Raw genomic sequence first — 23,189 nt, 5'->3', positions numbered from 1 at the left:
CGTCCGGAGACGCGCCCATGACCGACAGCACCACGCCCGCCAGCGAGGTCGCCGCCCTTCAGCCCGCCCCGAAAGGGCTGGGCGTCCTGAAGGCCGCCTTCCGCGAACGCCGGACGCTGGCCATGCTGTTGCTGGGCTTCTCCGCCGGCCTGCCCTTCGCCATGCTGATCGGCACCCTGAACGCCTGGCTGACCGAGGAGAAGATTCCGGTCGCGACCATCGGCATCCTGAGCTGGATCGGCCTGTTCGGCGCCTTCCGCTTCCTCTGGTCCCCCGCCGTCAGCTGGACCCCGCCCGTCCTCGGCAAACGGCTCGGCCGCCGGCGCAGCTGGCTGATCGTCCTGCAGATCGTCATCGCCGCGGCGCTGGGGCTGGTCGCCCTGTCCCATCCGGGCACCGGCGTGCTGGGCCCGCTGGCCCTGGGCGCGGCCCTGGGCGCCTTCGCCTTCGCCACCCAGGACATCGTCATCGACGCCTGGCGGATCGAGGTCGCGGACGAGAAGACGCCGATCGACCTGCTTTCGACCATCTATCAGCTGGGTTATCGCACCGCCGCCCTGGTCGGCGGCGCCGGCGCCCTGCTGCTGGCGACCATCCTCGGCTGGCCCGGCGTCTTCGCCGTCGGCGCTCTGCTGATGGGGGTGGGAATCATCGGCACCCTGATCGCTCCGGAGCCGGAAGCGACCTCCCGGGCGGCCGTGGCGCGCGAGCGGATCGGGTCGCCGCGCCTGCGACTGGCCGTCCTTGTCGCCACGCTGGCGGCCTGGGCGTGGGCCGCCTTCATGCTGGTCAACTTCATGATCACCGCCCTGACCACCTCGCCGGCGCCCAGCGCGGGCGAGTTCACCGCCGATTGGGGCCCGTGGATCGTCGCGGCCACCGTCATCCTGCCCGCCGGCCTGGCCGGCCTGATCGTCTGGAAAGGTCGGGCGGCGACCGAAGCGGAGGCGGTCGCCCTGCCGCGTCTGGCCGATACGCTTTACGACGCCATCCTGGCCCCGCTGGTCGAGCTGATGGGGCGGCTGGGCTGGGGCGCGGTGATCGTGTTGGGGCTGATCCTGACCTACCGGATCACCGACGGGGTCTGGGGTCCGTTCGCCTTTCCCTTCTACATGGGCGACACCGGCGGGGCGCTGGGCCACACCAAGGCCGAGGTGGCGCTGGCGTCCAAGACCTTCGGCGTCGTCATGACCATCGTCGGCATCGCCTTGGGGGGATGGGCGCTGCTGGTCATCGGCCGGATGTGGAGCCTGTTGATCGGCGCGATCCTCAGCGCCGCGACCAATCTCCTGATGATGGATCTGGCGCTGGGCGCGCCGGTGATCGACTCCTTCATGCGAACGACGGGCCTCTACGGCCTGTTCGGCGCCTTCCATATCGGCGAGCCCCTGTCGCGGCTGATGCTGGCCATCTCCGGCGAGAACATCGCCGGCGGTTTCGCGGGCGCGGCCTTCGTGGCCTATCTGTCCGCCCTGTCGAACAAGATGTTCGGCGCGGTCCAGTTCGCGGTCTTCATCTCGCTGGCCCTGCTGATCGGCACCCTGGGCCGCGGCGCCCTGGGCGAGCTGATCGACGCCGAGGGCTATGCGCCGATGTTCGCCATCGCCGCCTGGCTGGGCCTGCTGGCGGTGGTGTTCTGCATCGCCGAGTGGGTGCGCGGCGCCCTTGAACGCCGCAAGCTGGCCGCCGCCCAGGTCTGAAAGCCCGGGCGGCCGTCAGGCCCTACTCCTCGCCTTCGGCGCCTTCTTCGTAGGCGGCGAAGGTCGCGGCGGTGATGATCTCGCTGACCGAGGCCCCCAGCGACACGATCTGCACCGACTTCTCCAGACCGACCAGCAGCGGGCCGATCACGGTCGCGCCGCCCAGGGACTGGACCAGCCGCGTCGAGATGGCGGCTGAATGAATGGCCGGCATGACCAGGACGTTGGCGTGGCCGGTCAGGCGCATGAACGGGTAGCGCCCGCGCAGTTCCGGATCCAGCGCCAGCTCCGGCGGCATCTCGCCTTCGTATTCGAAGTCCACGCCCTTGCTGTCGAGGATGCGGATCGCCTCGCGCACCTTCTCGCCGCGATCGCCGGGAGGGTTGCCGAAGGTCGAGTAGCTGAGGAAGGCCACGCGCGGAGTCTTGCCCAGCTTGCGCACGGTGGCGGCCGCCTGGATGGCGATCTCGGCCAGTTCCTCGGCGTTGGGCAGTTCGTGGATCGAGGTGTCGGCGACGAACAGGGTGCGGCCCTTGGCCAGCAGGATCGACAGGCCGATCATCCGCTCCTTCACGTCCAGGACGCGGCGGACCTCCTTGAGCACCATGTTGAAGTTGCGGGTCACGCCGGTGACCATGGCGTCGGCCTGACCGCGCGCGATCATGGTCGCGCCGAAGTAGTTGCGGTCCTGGTTGATCATCCGCTGCACGTCGCGGCGCAGATAACCCCGGCGCTGCAGCTTGGCGTACAGCCAGTCGGTGTACTCCTCGTTCTGGTGGCTGATCCGGGCGTTGATGATCTCGATGCCCATCTCGTCGAAGTTCAGACCGGCCTCGGCGGCGTTCTTGCGGATCAGCTCCTCGCGGCCCAGCAGGATCGGCGTGCCCAGCTCGGCCTGCTTGAAGCCCCAGGCGGCGCGGATCACGGCGGTTTCCTCGCCCTCGGCGAACACGACCCGCTTGTTCGGGGCCGCGCGCACCGCGCCCGAGATGTTCTGCATCAGGGCGGCCGACGGATCGAGGCGCTGGCGCAGGGAGACGCGGTAGGCGTCCATGTCCTCGATCGGCTGGCGGGCCACGCCGGTGTCCATGGCGGCCTGGGCCACGAACGGCGGGATGAACCAAATCAGGCGCGGGTCGAACGGCGACGGGATGATGTAGTCCGGGCCGAACTTCAGCTTGCGCCCGCGATAGGCGGCGGCGACCTCGTCCGGCACGTCCTCGCGGGCCAGGGCGGCCAGGGCCTCGGCGCAGGCGACCTTCATCTCGTGGTTCACGCGGCGGGCGCGCACGTCCAGCGCCCCGCGGAAGATGTAGGGGAAGCCCAGCACGTTGTTGACCTGGTTCGGATAGTCCGACCGGCCGGTGGCGATGATGGCGTCCGAGCGCACCGAGCGCACGTCTTCCGGCGTGATCTCTGGGTCCGGATTGGCCATGGCGAAGATGATCGGATTGGGCGCCATCGAGGCCACCATCTCCTTGGTGATGGCGCCCTTGGCGGCCAGGCCCAGCACCACGTCGGCGCCGACCATGGCCTCTTCCAGCGTACGGTGCGGCGTGTCGGTGGCGTGCGCCGCCTTCCACTGGTCGATGTTGGGGCGGCCCCGGTAGACGACGCCGTCGCGGTCCAGGATCACGGTGTTCTCGGCCCGGACGCCCGCCGCCTTCATCAGGCCGATGGACGACAGGCCCGCGGCGCCGGCGCCGACCAGAACGACCTTCAGGTCTTCCAGCTTCTTGCCGGCGATGTGGGCCGCGTTGATCAGGCCGGCGGTCGAGATGATGGCCGTGCCGTGCTGGTCGTCATGGAAGACCGGGATATCCAGCAGGTCCTGCAGCTGGCTTTCGATCTCGAAGCATTCAGGGGACTTGATGTCCTCCAGATTGATGCCGCCCCAGGTGTCGCCGATGTTCTTGACGACGGTGATGAACTCGTCCGGATCGGTGGTCTTCACCTCGATGTCGAAGCTGTCGACGTCGGCGAAGCGTTTGAACAGGACGGCCTTGCCCTCCATCACCGGCTTGGACGCCATATGGCCGAGGTTGCCGAGGCCCAGGATGGCCGTGCCGTTCGAGATGACGGCGACCAGATTGCCCTTGGAGGTGTAGTCGTAGGCCTTGTCGACATCGGCGGCGATGGCCAGGACCGGCACCGCCACGCCCGGCGAGTAGGCCAGCGACAGGTCGCGCTGGGTCGCCATGGGCTTGATCGGGGCCATCGAGATCTTGCCCGGAGCGGGGAAGCGGTGGAAGTCCAGCGCGTCCTGGTCGGAGAAGGTCTGCTTGTCTGTCAGGTCGGGCATGGCTCTCGGCGTTTCCGGTCGCGCCTTCGCGCGTGTTCAGTTCGACCCTGTTCCTAGTGCGCGGGGCCGGAAGGGACAACCGCTGACGCGAGGGAAGCCGCGTCCCGGCGGCGCGGGGTTTGAACGCCGGGATAAGCCGAGACTGTCCGGAAAATGTGACAGCGGGCGGCGCGTTTTGAGCGGATTTCCGCCGACCTGGCCCCCTGCGGCGAAAGGCCCGCCCGCCAGATCGGTTGTCAGGGCGGAGGGCGGCTGTTACTGCGAGCCGTTCTCAATATCAGCCCTCCCCCAAGGCGATCCCGTGACTCTCCGCTCCATCCTGCTGCTCTCCACCACCGTCGCCGGACTGGCCGCGGCCCCCGTCTTCGCGCAGGAGGCCCAGACCACCGAGCTGGGTGAGGTCGTCGTGACCGGCTCGCAGGTCCGGCAGGCCCCGCCCTATGCCGGCGGCCAGGTCGCCACCGGCGGGCGCGTGGGCATGTTCGGCTCGCAGGACGTGATGGACACGCCCTTCGCCGTGACCAGCTACACCGAGCGACTGGCCCGCGACCAGCAGGCCCGCAGCGTCGGCGACGTGCTGCAGAACGACCCGGCGGTGCGCGTCACCAAGGGCTTCGGCAATTTCCAGGAGCTGTACGTCATCCGCGGCTTCCCCGTGTACTCGGACGACATGACCTGGAACGGCCTGTACGGCATCCTGCCGCGCCAGTTCGTGGCCTCCGAGTTCATTGAGCGGGTCGAGGTCTTCCATGGCGCCACGGCCTTCCTGAACGGCGCCGCACCCGGCGGCAGCGGCGTCGGCGGCGCCTTCAACCTGACGCCCAAGCGCGCCGGCGACACGCCGCTGAACCGCCTGACCCTGGGCTGGGACGGCGGCGACGCCCTCTACGCCGCCGGCGACTTCTCGCGCCGCTTCGGCGCCGACAAGGCGTGGGGCGCCCGCCTGAACGTCGCGGCCCGCGACGGCGAGAGCACGGTCGATGGCGAGAACCGCGAGCTTCAGGTGCTGGGCCTCGGCCTCGACCGCCGCGGCGACCGCGCCCGCTTCTCGGCCGACCTCGGCTGGCAGAACCACCACATCGACGCTCCGCGCCCGACGGTCACCCCGCTCGGCGCCATCCCGACGCCGCCCTCGGCGGACGGCAATTTCGCCCAGCCCTGGACCTACACCGACGAGGAACAGCTGTTCGGCGTCGCCCGCGGCGAGTTCGACCTGACCGACGACGTCACCGTCTGGGCGGCCTTCGGCGGCCGCAGCGGCAAGGAGGACAACGTCCTGGCCAATCCGAGCGCGGCCCCCGACGGCGCGCTGAGCGCCTACCGCTTCGACAATGTGCGCGAGGATGCCGTCTGGTCCGGCGACATCGGCGTCCGCGCCGACCTGACCACCGGACCGGTCGGACACCGCCTGGTGGCTTCGGCCTCGCAGGTGCAGCTGAAGTCGGCGAACGCCTACGCCTTCTCCAGCTTCGCCGGCTTCCCGAGCAACCTCTACAACCCCGTAGACGTCGCCCCGCCGGTCCCGAACTTCTTCGTCGGGGGCGACCTGTCCGACCCGCTGACGACCGAGCGGTCGATTACCTCCAGCATCGCGATCGCCGACCAGCTGTCCTTCCTCGACGGCCGCCTGCTGGCCACGGTCGGCGCCCGCTATCAGGAGGTCGAGACCCGGTCGTACGACTACAACACCGGCGCGCCGCTCTCGTCCTATGAAGGCGACGCGGTCACGCCGGCCTTCGCCGTGGTCTACAAGCCTTCGGACCGGATCTCGATCTACGCCAACTACGCCGAGGCCCTGATCCCCGGGAAGATCGCGCCCGCCACCGTCAACGCCGACATCCCCGGCGACACCCCGGACCTCGGCGTCGTGCCCGTTCCCGTCTTCAACCAGGGCGAGGCGCTCGATCCCTTCCGCGGCGAACAGATCGAGGCGGGCGTCAAATATGACGGCGGCGGCTTCGGCGCCTCGCTGAACGCCTTCCGCATCACCCTGCCGAACGAGTCGTTCGATCCCGTCACGCGGGTCTACAGCGCCGGCGGCGAGCAGCGGAACCAGGGCGTCGAGTTCGCCGTCTATGGCGAGCCGATCGAGGGACTTCGTCTGCTGGGCGGCCTGACGCTGATGGACGCCGAGGTCACCCGGTCCATCACCCCCGCGCTGGCGGGCAAGGCGGCCATCGGCGTGCCGGAGGCCCAGGCCAATCTGAACGTCGAATGGGACGTGGCGGCGGTTTCGGGCCTGACCCTCGAGGGCCGCGCCATCTACACCGGATCGCAGCCGGTCAGCGCCGACAACACCGTCGAGCTGGACTCGTGGACCCGCTTCGACGCCGGCGTGCGCTATGAGTTCGAGGCCGGCGAGCGTCCGCTGACCCTCCGCGCACGGGTCGAGAACCTGGCCGACGAGGACCAATGGGTCGCCGCCGGCGGCTATCCGGGCGCCAACTACCTGACGCTCGGCGCCCCGCGCACCTTCCGGGTGTCGATCTCGACGGACTTCTGAGCCGGATGAAGCCGGGCGCGATCAGGGCCTGGAGCTGGGTCCACAAGTGGTCGAGCCTGGTCTCGACCGCCTTCCTGCTGATGCTGTGCGTCACGGGGCTTCCGCTCGTCTTCACGCACGAGCTGGATCACGTCCTGCTGGGCCACGAGGTCGCCGCGCCCGCCCACCCGGGCACGGAGAAGCTGAACCTCGACCAGGTCCTGGACGTCGCCCTCGCCCGCAAGCCCGGCGAGGTTCCGGCCTTCATGAGCTTTGACGTGGAACGGCCGGTGGTGAACGTCACCAGCATCGATCCGAACGGTCCCGACGGAAAATACAGCTTCCAGCCGATCGACCAGTTCACCGGCGAGGCGGCTCCGCTGGTGGCGGGCCACCCGGTGATGGAGTTCATTCTGCAACTGCACACCGACATGTTCCTGGGGCTTGCGGGGATGCTGTTCCTCGGCGCCATGGGCCTGCTGCTGGTGGCGGCGCTGGTGTCCGGCGTGGTGCTCTACGCCCCCTTCATGCGCCGCCTGCCGTTCGGCACGGTGCGGGCGGGCAAGGCCGCGCGGACGCGCTGGCTCGACTATCACAACCTGCTGGGGGTGGTGACCGTGGCGTGGGTGCTGGTCGTCGGCGTCACGGGCGTGGTCAACACCTTGGCCGTGCCGATCATCGCCTACTGGAAGGATGACGCCCTGAAGACGCTGACCGCCGCCTATGACGCGCCCGTCAGCCTGACGGAGCGCAGCTCGCTGGACGCCGCCGTCGAGCGGGCCAGGCAGGCGTTGCCGGGCATGACCCTGCAGTTCGTGGCCTTCCCCGGCTCCACCTATTCGACCGAGAACCACTATGCGGTCTTCTTCCACGGCGACACGCCGCTGACCGAGCATCTGACGACGCCCGCCCTGATCGACGCGCGGACCGGCGAGCTGGCCGCGGTCGCGCCCGCGCCCTGGTATGTGAAGACCCTGTCCCTGTCGCAGCCGCTGCATTTCGGCGACTACGGCGGCCTGCCGCTGAAGATCCTGTGGGCCCTGCTCGACCTGGCGACCATCGTCATTCTGGGCAGCGGGCTTTACCTCTGGTGGGTCAAGCATCGGTCGGCGAGGCGGGACGCGAAATGAAGACCGGTCCGCTAGACCTGAAGGCCATCTTCGCCGTTCCGCTGGTCGTGGCCGTTCTGTCCCTGATCGGACTGGTCGGCGCGCTGCTGGGCGACGGCGTCTGGGACGGGATCGGCTGGATCGGTCTCGGCGCCGGCGTCGCCGTGACCGTCTGGGCGCTGATCGCCCGGCGGCATCGCTAGGGTCGGGTTCCGACCCGCGACGGCTCCTGCGAGCGCGCGACACGAACCACAACACCGCACAGGCGCGACGCGGCGGTCGGCCCCCCCACTCGGTCGTCCACGGCATTGTCGCGATTATCGCCCATCCCGAACCAGTGGCCTTCCGGGATCCGGATCTCCGGCATGTCGTCCAGGGGTTGATCGGGGCCGAGATCGAGGGTCAGCCAGCTTCGTCCCGAAGGCAGGGTCTCGCGCCACACGCTGAACGGCATGCCGTGCACGCTCGAATGCTCCCCGAATGGCTGGGCTGTTCCGGACTGCGCGGCCTCCCGCGGGACGGGATGACCGTCGATGTACAGCACGCCCCCGTGCATCCGCACCGTCTGACCCGGCCCGGCGACGATCCTGCGAACCCACGGCGCGCCGTCATGATCGACGATCACGACATCGCCTGGCGTCGGCGTGGTCGCGCCACATTCACCACGCGGCCGGTCGGCGACGACCACATCGCCTTCTTGCAAGCCGGGCTGCATCGAGCTTGAGGACACAGTGTACGGATGCTGGCCCGGCTGGACCCAGACGGGGCCCGACTGCTGCACCGTCAACGCCAGAAGCAGGGCGCCGATCACAGGCTGAGCAGCCCCGTCCGCTCGACCTCGATCGGCCCCGTCATGAAGACGTGGTCCGAGGCCTCGTCCCAGTCGATCATCAGGCGGCCGCCGTCGACGTCCACCGTGGCGTGACGCCCGGTGACGCCGCGACGGGCCGAGGCGACCAGGGCCGCGCAGGCGCCGGTGCCGCAGGCCTTGGTCAGGCCCGCGCCGCGCTCCCATACCCGCAGGCGGATGTGATCGGGCGACAGGGCGTGGACGAAGCCGACATTGACCCCCTCCGGGAACAACGGGTGATGCTCCACCAGCGAGCCGGAGCCGCGCACGAAGCCGTCGTTCGGCGCGTGGTCCATGAAGAAGACCACGTGCGGATTGCCCATCGAGACCGCGCCCGGCGTGTGCAGGACCGGGTCATCGATCGGCCCGACCTGAAGCTCGATGCCGCGGGTGTCCATCTCTTCGGCCAGCGGCACCTGGGTCCAGTCCAGACGCGGCGCGCCCATGTCGACGGTCACCTGGCCGCCCGCCGCGCGGGTGGCGACGGTCAGCCCGCCGGCGGTGTCGATCACCACCCGGTCCTTGCCGGTGGACTCCATCAGCACCCAGCCCACGCAGCGCAGGGCGTTGCCGCAGGTCTCGACCATGCTCCCGTCGGCGTTCCACACGCGCATGAAGGCGTCGGCGTCGATCGAGGGTTCGATGGAGATCAGCTGGTCGCAGCCCTCGCCCGTCTCGCGGTCGGCGATGGCGCGCACCTGCTCGACCGTCGGCGTGAACGGCGTTTCCAGCGCATTGACGACGACGAAGTCGTTGCCGGCGCCGTTCATCTTGACGAAGGGACGGGTCATTTCAGCCTCCATATAGGGCCAGACTGGACCTGAGACGAGAGAACGGCGTTAAGCTGGGCCATGAGTCGCCAGTCGCCCGCCCGAAAGGCCGCCCGCAAGTCCGCCACAGCGGTCGAGCCGCCGCACGCGGAAGGCCTGCGCCTGCGGGCCCGGCTGCGCTACCTCTACCATGGGTCGTCGCCGCTGGCGGTGCGGTTCCGGCTGGCGGTCATCGTCATCGACTTCGCCATTATCGCCTTCTTCCTGGCCGCGCCGATCCTCCATGAAGCCGGGCTGGTCTTCTATGTGATCGACTATCTGATCGCCGCCATCCTGATCGTGGACCTCGCGGCCCGAGCGCTGGCCCATACGGACATCAAGGACTGGCTGAAGAAGCCGGCGACCTGGGTGGATCTGTTCGTGCTGGCGACCCTGCTGTTCCCCGCCTGGCTGTTCAACCTCGGCTTCCTGCGGCTGCTGCGGCTGTGGACCCTGCTGCATTCGGAATTCTTCTGGCGCACCATCGGGCACAAGTACGACGACACCCGGGTGGAGGAGATCACCAAGGCGGTCGCCTCGCTGCTGACCTTCATCTTCGTGGTCACGGGCTTCGTCTACGCGACCTTCCGGGGCACGCATCCGGGCATCACCGGTTATCTGGACGCCCTGTATTTCACCGTCGCCACCCTGACGACGACCGGCTTCGGCGACATCACCCTGCCGGGCAACTGGGGCCGGGTGCTGTCGATCGTGGTCATGCTGACCGGCATCACCCTGTTCCTGCGGCTGGCCCAGACCATCTTCCGCCCGCACAAGATCAGCCACGACTGCCCCACCTGCGGCCTGAAGAAGCACGACCCCGACGCCGTCCACTGCAAGGCCTGCGGCAAGGTCCTGTGCATTCCGGACGAAGGCGCGTGAGCTGCGCCTCATGACAAACCTGTAACGTTTGCGGCTTCGCCTTGTCGGAGGGGCGACGGCGGATAAGGTGCCGCCCGACATTTCCCGGGGGAGTACCCATATGATCCGTTCCGCCGCGCTCGCCGCGCTTCTCGCCACCTCCGCCCTTTCGAGCGCCGCCATGGCCCAGACCGCCGCCCCCGCCTCCGCCAACGCCCCGACCGGAGGGTTCGCCGCCTCGGATGCGACCGATCCCTATCTGTGGCTGGAAGAGGTCGAGGGCGAGCGGGCGATGGAATGGGTCCGCGCCCACAACGAACGGTCGCTCGGCGTCCTGCAGGGCGACCCCCGCTACGCCCAGCTTCACGACCAGGCGCTGGAGATCGTCCAGTCGCGCGACCGCATCCCGGGCGTCGGCTTCAACCACGACGGCACGCTGGACAATTTCTGGCAGGACGCATCGCACGTGCGCGGCGTCTGGCGCACCACGACCCTGGACAGCTACCGCACGGCCGAGCCGCGCTGGGAAACCATCCTGGACATCGACGCCCTGGCCGCGTCGGAGGGCAAGAACTGGGTCTACAAGGGCGTGACCTGCCTGCCGCCGCAAGAGACCCACTGCCTGGTCAGCCTGTCGGACGGCGGCAAGGACGCCGTCACGGTCCGTGAGTTCGACCGCCAGACGAAACAGTTCGTCGACGGCGGCTTCGTCCTGCCGGAGTCCAAGGGCGGCGCGACCTGGATCGACGCCGACACCCTGCTGATCTCGCGCGATTTCGGCGAAGGAACCCTGACCGATTCCGGCTATCCGCGCACCCTGCGCCTGCTGCGCCGCGGCCAGTCGCTCGATCAGGCCACGGTCGTGTTCGAGGGTCAGCAGACCGACGTCTCGGTCAGCGGCTACACCCTGCGCGACGCCGACGGCGTGGTGAAGGCGACCCTGATCAATCGGGGGATCAACTTCTATGAGGGCGAGACCTGGCGTCTGAACGCCGACGGCACCACGACCCAGCTGCAGCTGCCGGCCAAGTCCAGCATCAACGCCCTGGTCAAGGGTCAGCTGGTGGTCACCACCGATCAGGACTGGACCGCTCCGTCCGGCCAGCAGTTCCGCACCGGCGACGTCATCGCCTGGAACCTGGAGCAATGGCTGGCCAATCCGGCGACGCCCGCCCAGCTGGTCATCCGTCCGACCGACCGCGAAGCCATCGAGGGCATCTCCAGCACCCGCAACAAGCTGGTCGTGGCCCTGTACGAGAACGTGCGCGGCTCGGTCTATGTCTATGAGCCCAATCCGTCGGGCGAATGGGCGCGCACCCGCCTGGACCTGCCGCAGAACGTCACCGTCGGCGTCGGCTCGGCCTCGGACAGCGACGACAAGGTCTTCGTCAGCGTCGCCGGCTATCTGAACCCGTCCAGCCTGTACCTCGCCGACGCGGCCACGACCCAGGCCGCCGTGGTGAAGTCCCTGCCGGCCAAGTTCGACGCCACCGGCATGGTGGTCGAACAGTTCGAGGCCCGCAGCGCCGACGGGACCATGATCCCCTACTTCGTCGTCCATAAGGGCGACATGCCGATGGACGGCTCCAACCCGACGCTGCTGTACGGCTACGGCGGCTACCAGAACTCCTTGCTGCCCGGCTATTCGGCCACGGTCGGCAAGCTGTGGCTGGAGCGCGGCGGCGTCTATGTGGTCGCCAACACCCGCGGCGGCGGCGAGTTCGGTCCGCGCTGGCACCAGGCGGCCCTGCAGCAAAACCGCCAGCGCGCCCACGAGGACTTCCAGGCCGTGGCCCTGGACCTGGAGGCCCGCAACATCACCAGCCAGCCCCGCCTCGGCATCATGGGCGGCTCGCAGGGCGGCCTGTTCATGGGCGCCATGCTGACCCAGCGTCCGGACCTGATCAACGGCGCCGTCATCCAGGTGCCGCTGTTCGACATGCTGCGCTTCCACAAGCTGCTGGCCGGCGCCTCGTGGATCGCCGAATACGGCAATCCGGACATTCCGGAGCAGCGCGCCTGGATCGAGCAGTATTCGCCCTACCAGAACCTGCGGGCCGGCCAGCCCTATCCGGAGGTCTTCATCCACACCTCGACCAAGGACGACCGCGTCCACCCGGGTCACGCCCGCAAGGCGGCGGCGCGCCTGGAAGAGCTGGGCTATCCGGTGCTGTTCTATGAAAACACCGACGGCGGCCACGCGGCCGGCGCCAACCTGCGCGAGACGGCCCGCCGTCTGGCGCTGGAGTACACCTATCTGACTCGCCGCCTGATGGATTCGCCGGCGCAGGAATAGGACCTTTCACCCGCTCATCCCCGCCAAGGCGGGGACCCAGTGCTTTCGTCAAGACGCTGATGGGCGGGATTGCTGTTAGGGGCGGTCGGCCGGCGCCGGCCGCCCACGGATCTGGGTCCCCGCCTTCGCGGGGATGAGCGGAGTTGAAAATGCGCCACCTGCTTCTGTCCGCCGCCATCCCGGTGCTCATGCTCGCGATCACCCTTCCAGCCAACGCCCAGCAGGCCGCTGGCGAGGATGCGATCACGGTCCCCGCCAACCGGATCATCCCGCCCCACTACCCGGCCGACCTGACCCCCGCCGGAGTCCGCGCCGCCGACGACCATCTGGCGCTGGAGGAGGTCAACGGGACCCAGGCCATGGCCTTCGTCCGCGCCGAGAACGAACGGTCGCTGGCCGCCCTGACCGGCGACCCGCGCTATGAGACCTTCCGCCGGGAGGCCGAAGCCATCCTGACCGCCACCGACCGCATCCCCGCGCCCAGCTTCCTCGGCGACGGGATCGGCAATTTCTGGCAGGACGCCGCCAATCCCAAGGGCGTGTGGCGCCGCACCACCCTGGACAGCTACCGCGCGGCGGACACCCGCTGGGAGACCCTGATCGACCTGGACGCCCTGTCCCGCGCCGAGGGCAAGGACTGGGTCTGGAAGGGCGCCAGCTGCCTGGCCCCGGACGAGACCCGCTGCCTGATCAGCCTGTCGGACGGCGGCAAGGACGCCGTGGTCGTGCGCGAGTTCGACACCACGACCCGCCGCTTCGTGGACGGAGGGTTCGTCCTTCCCGAAGGCAAGCACCGGATCAGCTGGCTGGATCGCGACACGCTTCTGGTCGCCACCGACTTCGGGGCGGGGACGCTGACGGAGTCAGGCTATCCCTACATCATCAAGTCCCTGAAGCGCGGCCAGCCGCTGGACCAGGCGACCGAGGTCTACCGCGGCGACCCGTCGGACGGCGGCTATGGCGTCTCGGCTTCGGTCTACCGCGATAGTCGAGGCGCGGTGGAGGCCGTGATCATCTCGCGTCCGCTGGACACCTACAGGTCGGAGACGTGGCGGCTGATTGACGGTCGACCCGTGAAGCTGGCCCTGCCCGAACAGGTCTCGATCTATGGAACCCTGGGGCAGCGGCTGGTGCTGTCGAATGACGAGGCGTGGCGCTGGGGCGCCCGGACCATCACCCCCGGAACCCTGCTGGCGATTTCCATGGAGGAACTGGCGCGTGGCGCCGGCGGGCTCTATCCCGATACGGACCCGGAAACGATCTTCACGCCCACACCGCGCCAGTCGCTTCAGGACGTGGCGGTGATGGACGACCACGTCGTCGCCGTCATTTCCGACAACGTCGTCAGCCGGGTCAGGCGCTATCGGTTCGGCCAGAACAATCAGGCCGCCTGGTCGGGGAGCGATATCGCCGGACCGGAAAACAGCGCCATCGGATTGGGCGACAGTTCGAAGGCGTCGGGACGGGTCTTCGTCTCCGCTCAGGGGTTCCTGACGCCGCCCACGCTGGGCCTTCTGGCGGCCGACGCTGCGGCGCCGACCGAGCTGAAATCAGCCCCGGCCAAGTTCGACGCCTCGACCCACGTCACTGAACAGTTCGAGGCCACCTCGTCCGACGGGACCAAGATTCCCTATTTCGTCACCCGCCCGCGCAACCAGAACGGCCCGGCCCCGACCATCCTGTTCGGCTACGGTGGTTTCCAGGTCTCCTTCCCGCCCGCCTACAAGCCCGAGATGGGCAAGCTGTGGCTCGAGAACGGCGGCGTCTTCGTCCAGGCCAACATCCGCGGCGGCGGCGAGTTCGGACCGCAGTGGCACCAGGCCGTGCTGAACGAGAACCGCCAGCTGGCCTTCGACGACTTCGCCGCCGTGGCCCGCGATCTGGAGCAGCGGGGCATCACCTCACCGCGACGCCTGGGCATCTACGGCCGGTCGAACGGCGGGGTCCTCACCTCGGTGTCGATCACCCAGCACCCGGAACTGTTCAACGCGGCGGTGATCGAGAGCCCGCTGATCGACATGCTGCGCTATCACGAGCTGCCCGCCGGGGCCTCATGGATCGGCGAGTACGGCGACCCGCGCATTCCCGAGGAAGCCGCCTGGATCGCCCGCTATTCCGCCTATCAGCAGCTTCGTCCGGGCGCGCACTATCCGCGCGTCTACATCACGACCAACACCCGCGACGACCGCGTCCACCCGGGTCACGCGCGCAAGTTCGCGGCTCGTTTGGGCGATATGGGATACGACCATCTGTACTATGAGGAGACGGCGGGCGGTCACTCGAACGACGCCGACCCGGTCGCCAACGCCCGCCGCTGGGCCCGCCACTACGTCTACCTGTCGCAGCAGCTGATGGACTGAGGAGGCGGCCGCTCCATAGGCGATGGAGCCCACCGTCGTCCGTCTGCGCGGGGGAAGTGGTTAGTGATTAGTGGTTCGACGTTGCTGGCACGGTGCGTGAATTACGGGCGCCGGCGCTGACGCCGCCACCCACTAATCACTAACCACTAATCACTAGATAGGCTCTCTGCCCACCGCCCCAAGCACGGAGCCTGCCGCCTATGCCGGCTCCAGCACCTTGGTCTTCTTCGCCTTGGCCGGCTTTTCCGCCTTGGCGGGCTTGTCGGCCTTCTTGGCGGCCTTCTCGGCCTTCTTCATCTCGCGGGCGGCCTTCTTGGCGGCCTTGGCTTCAGCCTTGGCCTTCACCGGCGCGGCGTCGGCCTCGCCGGCCAGTTCGCCCAGCAGCTCCAGGAAGCCGTCGCGCTTGCCCTTGGGCAGCAGGGCCATGATCCGCTTGTCGGCGGCCTCGACCCGCGGACGGGCGGCCTCCAGCGCGGTCTCGCCGGCGGCCGACAGGCGCACGGCCTTGGCGCGGGCGTCGATGGCCGACTTCTCCCGATCCAGCAGGCCCTTGGTGGTCATGCGGGCGACCAGGTCGGCCAGGGTCGAGCGGTCGATGCCGGTGGCGCGGACCAGATCGGTCTGGGTCAGGCCGGCCTTGTGGCTGACCGCCTCCAGCACGGCGAACTGGCGCTGGGTCAGACCGTCCGGACCCGTCTCTTCGGCATAGATGTCGAGCGCCAGCTGCAGGGCGCGGTGAATCAGATGGCTCGGAGAGGCCGCGAGGGCTCCGCCGCGCTTGGGCTTGTTACCGGACTTGACCATGAACCGTATCCCCTCGGCTGCAGCGCTACAGGTAGCAGGCGCGTTTTACGGTTTGACGACGGACGATCCCGCGACGCCTACAGACCGGTATCGGGCGAGACCGGATCGGGTTCCGCATCGTCCTTGATCAGATGCTTCATGATGAAGAACACCTGCCAGATGCCGAAGGCGGCGGAGGCGATCCAGAGCCCGCCCCGGAAGGCCACCCAGGTATCGTCGCCCTGGGTGCGCCAGACGATCTCGTTCACGATGGCCACCGCCGCAAAATACAGGCCGTAGCGCAGGGTCAGCCCGCGCCAGCCGAGGTCCGTGATTTTGATCGCGTCGCCGAGCAGATATTTGAACGGATATTTCTTCAGTGGTAGCGACCCCAGCAGCACCACCGCCAGAAGGCCGTTCTGGATGGTCAGCTTGATCTTCAGCAGCGTCGGATCGTGGAAGACCAGGGTCAGTACGCCGAAGATCAGGGCGAAGCCGCCGGTGATGAGCGGCAGGGGAGCCAGACGCTTCTCGACCACATAGCCGACAATCAGGGCGAGGGCGGAGGCGCCCACCAGCACCCAGGTCGCCTGGACCAAGGCTTCCTGCCCGTCGAGGCCGCGTACGAAGCGATTGACAGCATAGGCGGCCATGAAGGCCAGCAGGGCGCCGAAATCGACGGCCTGACGGATGTTGGAGTTGCGGGCCGCGGCGGGGCTGCTCTCGGTCATGGTCTAGTCCTCGAGTCCCACCAGAGACCTTGAAAAGGCTCGCGCGTCAAAGGGTTGCAGATCATCGACGCCCTCGCCGACGCCGATCAGCTTGATCGGGGCGTCCGAGGCCTGCGCGACGGGCACCAGGACCCCGCCGCGCGCCGTGCCGTCCAGCTTGGTCATCACCACGCCGGAGACATAGGCCGTCCGCCCGAAGATCTTTTCCTGTTCCAGCGCATTGCGGCCGACCGTGGCGTCCAGCACCAGCAGGGTCTCATGCGGGGCGTCCGGATCGATCTTCTTCAGCACGCGAACGATCTTCAGCAGCTCGTCCATCAGGGCGGACTTGTTCTGCAGCCGCCCGGCCGTGTCGATCAGGACGACGTCAAAGCCTTCGGCCCGGGCGCGGGTATAGGCGTCGAAGGCCAGGCCGGCGGGATCGGCCCCGTCGCGGCGGCTTTCGAACGTGGCGCCGGCGCGGTCGGCCCAGACCTTCAGCTGCTCGCGGGCGGCGGCGCGGAAGGTGTCGCAGGCCACGATCATGACCTTGGCGCCCTGCCCGGTCAGGTCCGAGGCGATCTTGCCCAGCGTCGTGGTCTTGCCCGAACCGTTGACGCCGACGAACAGGGTGACGAAGGGCTTCTCGCCGCCCAACGGCTCATAGCGGGCCTGGTGGTTGATCAGTTCGGCGGCCACGGCCTCGGCCAGCGCCTCCTTGACCTCGCGCTCGTCGGCGCCCGCGCCGAAGCGCAGGTCGCGGAAGCGCTCGACGATCCGGTCGGTCGCCGCCGGGCCCAGATCGCTCTCCAGCAAATGTTCTTCCAGCTGCTCCAGCGCCTTGTCGCTGAGCGGCTCCTTCACGAAGGTGGCGACGACCTGTTCGGTCATCTGCTTCGAGGAACGGCTCAGGCCTTCGGTGAGCCGGGAGAACCAGCCTTTTTTCGGCGCGTCAGTCATGACTTGGCTTTAGCCGGACGGGGCTCGCACGTCACCACATACTCCGCTCATCCCGGCGAAAGCCGGGACCCAGTTCTTTGGCTACGCCGTTATACCCTGTATGAGCATAAGTGGCGGTCCAAGCCGTCGGTGGCATGGCTCTTACTGGGTCCCGGCTTTCGCCGGGATGAGCGGATAGATTGATGGCCCAAACTGACCCGTTCCACTCGCCCGCCACGCACGGCTTCGTCCGCGTCGCCGCCGCGACCCCGGTCGTGCATACCGCCGACCCTTCCGCCAACGCCGACGAACACATCGCCCTGATCAGGCAGGCGGGCGAACAGGGCGTCGACCTGATCGTCTTCCCGGAGCTGTCGCTGAGCGGCTACGCCATCGACGACCTGTTGATGCAGGCGGCGCTGCTGGATGAGGTGGAGCGGCAGATCGGACGGGTCGCCGAAGCGACGACGGGGACCGGCGTGGCCGCCGTCGTCGGCGCGCCGATCCGGCACGGCGACCGCCTCTACAACTGCGCCGTCGCCCTCGCGGACGGCGAGGTCCTCGGCGTCGTTCCGAAGACCTATCTGCCCAACTATCGGGAATATTACGAGAAGCGCTGGTTCTCGCCGGCCGACGACGCCCTGCCTGAACTGGGCGGGCGCTGGGGCGCCTTCGGGACACGGCTTCTGTTCGAGGCGGAGAACCGGCCGGGCTTCGTCTTCGGGATCGAGATCTGCGAGGACTACTGGGCGCCGCTTCCGCCCTCGACGCGGCAGGCCCTGGCCGGAGCCCGCATCCTGCTGAACCTGTCCGCCTCCAATGTCGTCATCGGCAAGTCCGACGACCGCGCCCTGCTGTGCGCCAGCCAGTCGGCCCGCGCCATGGCGGCCTATGTCTTCACCGCTTCAGGCTGGGGCGAGAGCACCACCGACCTGGCCTGGGACGGACAGGCGACGATCCATGAGCTGGGCGCGCGGCTGGCGGACGGTGAGCGGTTCGCCCTGGAAAGCCATCTGACAGTCGCCGATATCGATATCGACCGGATAGGGCTGGAGCGGCTGCGGACCGGCACCTTCGCCGACACCGCTCGCCGGGAGCTGGGCGACCACGACTTCGACCGCATCCTGTTCACCGCGCGTGAGGCGCCCCAGGTCGCCGACCTGATCCGCCCCCTCGACCGCTTCCCCTTCGTGCCGGACGATCCCGCCCGGCTGGATCAGGACTGCTACGAGGCGTTCAACATCCAGGTGCAGGGCCTGATGCGGCGGCTGAAGGCGACGGGATCCAGGACGCTGGTGATCGGCGTCTCGGGCGGGCTGGATTCGACCCAGGCGCTGCTGGTCGCCTGCCGGGCCTTCGACCGGCTGGGCCTGCCTCGCACCGGCATTCTCGCCTACACCATGCCGGGGTTCGCGACCTCGGAGGGGACGAAGTCCAACGCCTTGGCCCTAATGACCGCGCTGGGCGTGACGGCCGGGGAGATCGACATCCGCCCCGCCGCCGAGCGGATGCTGGCCGACATCGGCCATCCCTATGCGAAGGGCGAGGCGGTCTACGACATCACCTTCGAGAATGTGCAGGCCGGCCTACGGACCGACTATCTGTTCCGTCTCGCCAACCAGAACGGCGGACTGGTGCTGGGCACCGGCGACCTGTCGGAGCTGGCGCTGGGCTGGGCCACCTACGGCGTCGGCGACCACATGAGCCACTACAACGTCAACGGCGGCGTGGCGAAGACCCTGATCCGGCACCTGATCCGCTGGGTGGCGGCCAAGGAGCACGAGGGCGAGACCGCCCGCGTCCTGCACGCCATCCTGGACACCGAGATTTCGCCCGAACTGGTCCCGGCCAAGGACGGGAAGATTCAGTCCACGGAAGGGACCGTCGGCCCCTACGCCCTGAACGACTTCTTCCTGTTCTACATCACCCGCTTCGGCCTGAGCCCGTCGAAGGTCGCGTTCCTGGCCCATCAGGCCTGGAAGGACGCGTCCACCGGCCACTGGCCCGAAGGGACGCCCGAGGACGAGAAGGTCGAATACGACCTGCCGACCATCAAGGCCTGGCTGCGCAAATTCCTGCACCGCTTCTTCCAGACCAGCCAATTCAAGCGCTCGGCCGTGCCGAACGGACCGAAGGTCGTCACCGGCGGCTCGCTCAGCCCTCGCGGCGACTGGCGCGCGCCGTCTGACGCGACGGCGAAGGTGTGGATCGACGAGCTGGAAGCGAACGTGCCCGACTGAGGCCGCCTAGGGCACTTCGTTCAGGAACGGGAAGATCGCCGCCTTGGCCTCCGGCTCGTCCAGCATCGGCGCATGGCCGACCCCCGGGACTTCGACGAAATCCATCTTGGGGGCGCGCTTGCGCATCTTGGCGGCGATGCTCTCGCTGAGCAGGTCGGAGGTCTGCCCGCGCACCAGCAGCACCTGACGGCCCCGGGTCAGGCGGCCGAACATGGGCCACAGGTTGGGAACCAGCGCCTTGGCCCCCGCCGCCTTGATCGGGACGGAGATGTCCGGGTCGTAGTTCAGCACCGGCGCGCCCTCCGTCCCCTCGCGGAAGATGCGGCGGGCGAAGGCGTCCCAGTCGGCGTCCGTATAGTGCGGGAAGGCGACGGCGTTGATCCGCTTGGCGTATGCGGCGGCGTCGGCCCAGGTCGGGGTGTCGACCGGCTGGCCGGAATAGGCGGCGATGCGCATCAGCCCTTCCTTCGCCACCTCGGGGCCGATGTCGTTGATAATGGCCGCGGCGATGACCTTGGACCGGATGGCCGCCAGGGCCATGGTGATCAGCCCGCCCATGGAGGTGCCCAGGAAGACCGCGCGCTCGATGCCGGCCTGCCGCATCAGGGCCAGCACGTCCTGCGCATAGGTCGCCGGCTGATAGGTCATCGGATCGCGCGCCTCGTCCGACAGGCCGCGGCCGCGCACGTCGATGGCCAGCACCCGGCGGCCGCTCTGGGCGATCAGCGGGGCGATGACCTCGAAATCCTTCGAATTGCGGGTCAGCCCGTGGATGGCGATGACCGGCAGCTTGGCCTGCCCGCCCGAGGGGGCGTAGTCGCGGGCGTAGAGGCTGAGGTCATCGGCGCTGTTCCAGCGACGGTCGACATAGGGCTGGCTCATGCGGTCTCCGGGGTAGAGGCCTGATCGTATTTCATCGCCGCGCGAAATCCCACCGGTCGAACCCTGACGATCCCGTCACCGGCGCGTCAGTGGCCCAGGAGCTCGCGCACGAAGTCATCCAGATTGCCGCCCTCGAAGCGGAAGCCGGGGATGCCGGCGCGTCTGGCCGCCTCCATGTCGGTCGGCTGGTCGCCGATCATGAAGCTGCGCGCGGGATCGATGTGATGCTCGGCGATGGCGCGCAGGATCATCCCGGGGTTGGGCTTCCGGTCCGGATGGTCCGGGTGGATGTAGGCCTCGACCCGGCCCTCGGAATGATAGGGGCAGGCGTAGACCGCGCCGATGCGCCCGCCGCCCAGCGCCAGCCGCCGCACGATCAGGTCGTTGAAGGCGTGCATCTGCTGTTCGGTGAACAGGCCCCGCGCCACGCCCGACTGGTTGGTCACGATGACGCAGAGATAGCCCAGGCGATTGAGCCGCCGCACCGCTTCGGCCGCGCCGGGCATGATGCGCAGCTGGGATTCGAGATGGGGGTAGCCTGTGTCCTCGATCAGCACGCCGTCGCGGTCGAGAAACACAGCAGGATGGCCGGTCGACATGGCGACGGGGATAGGCGCCCGCGCGGTTCGTTGCAATCCCTCACCCGAAGTGACTCCATGCCGTTTGGCGCAAACTCGTCAGATTTGTTAGGGAGCGCCCACCCTGAACGGCGCGTTGAATCCGCGCCGCCCCGCCCGCGCGTCCGCGACCGGAGAATTCCCGCATGACCATCCCCTTCATCGACCTCCAGGCCCAGCGCCTGCGTCTGGCCGGAAAGATCGAGGCCGCCGTCCAGGAGGCCGTCGTCGGCGGCGCCTGGGTCATGGGCCCGCAGGTGCGCCAGTTCGAGGCCGACCTGGCCGCCTTCGGCCGGGCGAAGCATGCGCTGGGCTGCGCCAACGGCACCGACGCCCTGGCCCTGCCGCTGATGGCCTGGGGGATCGGGCGTGGGGACGCGGTCTTCGTGCCGTCGTTCACCTTCGCCGCCACCGCCGAGATCGTGCCGTGGTTCGACGCCGAGCCGGTCTTCATCGACGTGGACGCGACGACCTACAACATGGATCCCGGCCACCTCGAGGCGGCCATCGAGGCGACCCTCAAGGAAGGCCGGCTGACCCCGCGCGTGGTCATCGCCGTCGACCTGTTCGGCCAGCCCGCCGACTATCCGGCCATCAAGGCCATCTGCGACAAGCATGGCCTGAAGCTGATCTGCGACTCGGCCCAGGGCTTCGGCTGCACTCTCTCTGGCGAGCATCCGCTGAAGTGGGCCGACATCACCACCACCAGCTTCTTCCCGGCCAAGCCGCTGGGCTGCTACGGCGACGGCGGGGCGGTGCTGACCAATGACGACGAGCTGGCCCAGTTGATCGATTCGATCCGCGTGCACGGCAAGGCTGTGGCCATCGACCTGAAGGACCGCACCTTCGAGCACGATCCGAAATACCTGAACATGCGCATCGGCCTGAACAGCCGTCTGGACACCATCCAGGCCGCCGTCCTGATCGAGAAGCTGAAGGTGTTCGGCGAAGAGATCGAATGGCGCAACCGCATCGCCGCCCGCTACAACGAGGGCCTGCGCGCCCACGTCGCCGCCGTGCCGGACGTGCCCGCCGGCAACGTCTCCAACTGGGCCCAGTACACGATCGAGCACGACGACCGCGACGCCCTGGCCGCCCACCTGAAGGAACAGGGCGTGCCGACGGCGGTCTACTATCCGATCCCGCTGCACCTGCAGCCCGCCTATGACATGTACCCGCGGGGGCCGCAGGGCCTGCCGGTGACCGAACGCCTGAAGGACCGCGTCATAAGCCTGCCGATGCACGCCGACCTCGACGAGGCGACGCAGGATCGCATCATCGCCGCCGTAGCCGGCTTCAAGGGATAAGCGGATGACCGTTCAGACCACTCCGCTCAAGGCCGGCGTCGCCGGCGTCGGCGTCATGGGGCGCAACCATGCCCGCGTGCTGTCGGACATCCGCGACTTCAACCTGACGGCGGTGTTCGACCCGGATGAAGCCACCGCCTCGGGCGTCGCGGGCCTGTATGACGCCAGGGCCTTCACCTCGGCCGACGATTTCGTCGCCGCCGGTCTGGACGCCGCCGTGGTCGCCACGCCCAACCGGCACCATGCGGACCTTTCGGTCGCCCTGCTGGAGAAGGGCGTCCATGTGCTGGTCGAAAAGCCCATCGCCGCCACGGTCGCCGACGCCCAGCGCATGATTGACGCCGCCAAGGCCAACAGCCGGGTGCTGATGGTCGGCCAGGTCGAGCGCTTCAATCCGGCGGTCGACGCGGTCAAGCGCGCCATCGCCGATGAGGACGTCATTTCCATCCAGATCACCCGCGTCGGCCCGTTCCCGCCGCGCATGGGCGAGGTCGGCGTGGTCATCGACCTGGCGGTGCACGACATCGACATCATCCGCCACCTGACGGACTCCGAGATCGTCGAGGTCCAGCCGCAGCTGGCCCGCACCCGCGCCGAGCGTGAAGACACCGCCCTGCTGCAGTTCCGGCTGGAGAACGGGGTCATCGCCCACATCACCACCAACTGGGTCACGCCCTACAAGACCCGCACCCTGCAGGTGGCGACCAAGACCAAATTCGTCGTCGCCGACCTGATGACGCGCCAGGTGACCGAGTATTTCGGCCAGCAGCCGGACGGCAGCTATTCGACGCGCGGCGTCATGAGCTGGCCGAACGAGCCGCTGAAGAAGGAGCTGGAAGCCTTCGCCCACGCCATCCGCACCGGCGAGACGCCCGCGGTCACCGGCGAGGACGGCCTGCGCAATCTGGAAGTCGCCCTGCGCTGCCTCGGCGAGGGCTGACC

The 23,189-nt window shown here is 68.6% G+C and carries 18 protein-coding genes; 10 read left to right on the top strand and 8 right to left on the bottom strand.

The annotated features are described in order from the left end of the window. Positions 1-17 precede the first annotated feature (17 nt). A complete protein-coding gene (locus tag AC07NB_RS08410) occupies positions 18-1,700 on the top strand; it encodes an AmpG family muropeptide MFS transporter (RefSeq protein ID WP_494570455.1) in 1,683 nt (560 codons plus the stop codon). 22 nt (positions 1,701-1,722) lie between these two features. On the opposite strand, the gene AC07NB_RS08405 is transcribed toward AC07NB_RS08410, so the two are convergent. Further along, positions 1,723-4,002, bottom strand: coding sequence for an NADP-dependent malic enzyme (locus AC07NB_RS08405; protein ID WP_291835136.1), 2,280 nt, complete (start codon positions 4,000-4,002; stop codon positions 1,723-1,725). Positions 4,003-4,303: 301 nt separating this feature from the next. On the opposite strand from AC07NB_RS08405, the gene AC07NB_RS08400 reads away from it, so the two are divergent. The 3 genes from AC07NB_RS08400 to AC07NB_RS08390 are packed head-to-tail and all read left to right on the top strand — an operon-like array spanning position 4,304 to position 7,796. Further along, entirely contained in the window at positions 4,304-6,505 is a 2,202-nt protein-coding gene (locus AC07NB_RS08400; protein ID WP_494570456.1) for a TonB-dependent receptor, read from the top strand. Continuing rightward, positions 6,415-7,614, top strand: a complete 1,200-nt coding sequence (locus tag AC07NB_RS08395; protein ID WP_494570457.1) for a PepSY-associated TM helix domain-containing protein — start codon at positions 6,415-6,417, stop codon at positions 7,612-7,614. The genes AC07NB_RS08400 and AC07NB_RS08395 overlap by 91 nt, the downstream gene beginning before the upstream one ends. Beyond that, positions 7,611-7,796 (top strand): hypothetical protein, encoded by a 186-nt coding sequence (locus AC07NB_RS08390; protein WP_291835126.1) that lies wholly within the window; start codon positions 7,611-7,613, stop codon positions 7,794-7,796. The genes AC07NB_RS08395 and AC07NB_RS08390 overlap by 4 nt, the downstream gene beginning before the upstream one ends. Here the strand turns inward: AC07NB_RS08390 and lepB are convergent. Continuing rightward, positions 7,793-8,404: a signal peptidase I gene (lepB, locus tag AC07NB_RS08385; protein WP_494570458.1), complete on the bottom strand. Its 612-nt coding sequence runs from the start codon at positions 8,402-8,404 to the stop codon at positions 7,793-7,795. The two genes, AC07NB_RS08390 and lepB, sit on opposite strands and share 4 nt — an antisense overlap. Then, entirely contained in the window at positions 8,401-9,234 is an 834-nt protein-coding gene (gene dapF, locus AC07NB_RS08380) for a diaminopimelate epimerase (protein WP_494570459.1), read from the bottom strand. The genes lepB and dapF overlap by 4 nt, the downstream gene beginning before the upstream one ends. A gap of 60 nt (positions 9,235-9,294) precedes the next feature. Here dapF and AC07NB_RS08375 point away from each other — a divergent pair, with 60 nt between their 5' ends. From AC07NB_RS08375 to AC07NB_RS08365, 3 genes are all read left to right on the top strand, one after another. Continuing rightward, positions 9,295-10,134: a potassium channel family protein gene (locus tag AC07NB_RS08375; protein WP_494570460.1), complete on the top strand. Its 840-nt coding sequence runs from the start codon at positions 9,295-9,297 to the stop codon at positions 10,132-10,134. Between the two features lie 100 nt (positions 10,135-10,234). Next, a complete protein-coding gene (locus AC07NB_RS08370) occupies positions 10,235-12,409 on the top strand; it encodes a prolyl oligopeptidase family serine peptidase (RefSeq protein ID WP_494570461.1) in 2,175 nt (724 codons plus the stop codon). Between the two features lie 149 nt (positions 12,410-12,558). After that, entirely contained in the window at positions 12,559-14,769 is a 2,211-nt protein-coding gene (locus AC07NB_RS08365) for a prolyl oligopeptidase family serine peptidase (RefSeq protein WP_494570462.1), read from the top strand. A gap of 198 nt (positions 14,770-14,967) precedes the next feature. Here the strand turns inward: AC07NB_RS08365 and AC07NB_RS08360 are convergent, their stop codons facing one another. The 3 genes from AC07NB_RS08360 to ftsY form a co-directional block, all read right to left on the bottom strand. Continuing rightward, entirely contained in the window at positions 14,968-15,573 is a 606-nt protein-coding gene (locus tag AC07NB_RS08360; protein ID WP_291834685.1) for a MarR family winged helix-turn-helix transcriptional regulator, read from the bottom strand. A 77-nt stretch (positions 15,574-15,650) separates the two neighbouring features. Further along, a complete protein-coding gene (locus AC07NB_RS08355) occupies positions 15,651-16,283 on the bottom strand; it encodes an inner membrane-spanning protein YciB (RefSeq protein ID WP_291834682.1) in 633 nt (210 codons plus the stop codon). A gap of 3 nt (positions 16,284-16,286) precedes the next feature. Beyond that, positions 16,287-17,222 (bottom strand): signal recognition particle-docking protein FtsY, encoded by a 936-nt coding sequence (gene ftsY, locus AC07NB_RS08350; protein ID WP_291834679.1) that lies wholly within the window; start codon positions 17,220-17,222, stop codon positions 16,287-16,289. A 182-nt stretch (positions 17,223-17,404) separates the two neighbouring features. Between ftsY and AC07NB_RS08345 the strand changes: the two genes are divergently transcribed. Continuing rightward, entirely contained in the window at positions 17,405-19,441 is a 2,037-nt protein-coding gene (locus tag AC07NB_RS08345; RefSeq protein WP_494570463.1) for an NAD(+) synthase, read from the top strand. Positions 19,442-19,447: 6 nt separating this feature from the next. Here AC07NB_RS08345 and AC07NB_RS08340 read toward each other — a convergent pair whose 3' ends face one another. Both AC07NB_RS08340 and AC07NB_RS08335 read right to left on the bottom strand, forming a co-directional pair. Further along, on the bottom strand, positions 19,448-20,323 hold the full coding sequence (locus AC07NB_RS08340; protein WP_494570464.1) for an alpha/beta fold hydrolase: 876 nt from the start codon (positions 20,321-20,323) through the stop codon (positions 19,448-19,450). A gap of 86 nt (positions 20,324-20,409) precedes the next feature. Beyond that, positions 20,410-20,922, bottom strand: a complete 513-nt coding sequence (locus AC07NB_RS08335) for a D-glycero-alpha-D-manno-heptose-1,7-bisphosphate 7-phosphatase (RefSeq protein ID WP_291834668.1) — start codon at positions 20,920-20,922, stop codon at positions 20,410-20,412. Between the two features lie 164 nt (positions 20,923-21,086). On the opposite strand from AC07NB_RS08335, the gene AC07NB_RS08330 reads away from it, so the two are divergent. Both AC07NB_RS08330 and AC07NB_RS08325 read left to right on the top strand, forming a co-directional pair. Then, on the top strand, positions 21,087-22,247 hold the full coding sequence (locus AC07NB_RS08330; protein ID WP_494570465.1) for a DegT/DnrJ/EryC1/StrS family aminotransferase: 1,161 nt from the start codon (positions 21,087-21,089) through the stop codon (positions 22,245-22,247). Positions 22,248-22,251: 4 nt separating this feature from the next. Continuing rightward, complete coding sequence (locus tag AC07NB_RS08325; RefSeq protein WP_291834662.1) at positions 22,252-23,187, top strand: Gfo/Idh/MocA family protein; 936 nt, start codon at positions 22,252-22,254, stop codon at positions 23,185-23,187. Positions 23,188-23,189 lie beyond the last annotated feature (2 nt).

The sequence above is a fragment of the Brevundimonas sp. GW821-FHT09G01 genome (assembly GCF_059416065.1).
The sequence above is the reverse complement of the archived record's forward strand: the minus strand, read 5'-3'. Positions and strand labels throughout refer to the sequence as shown.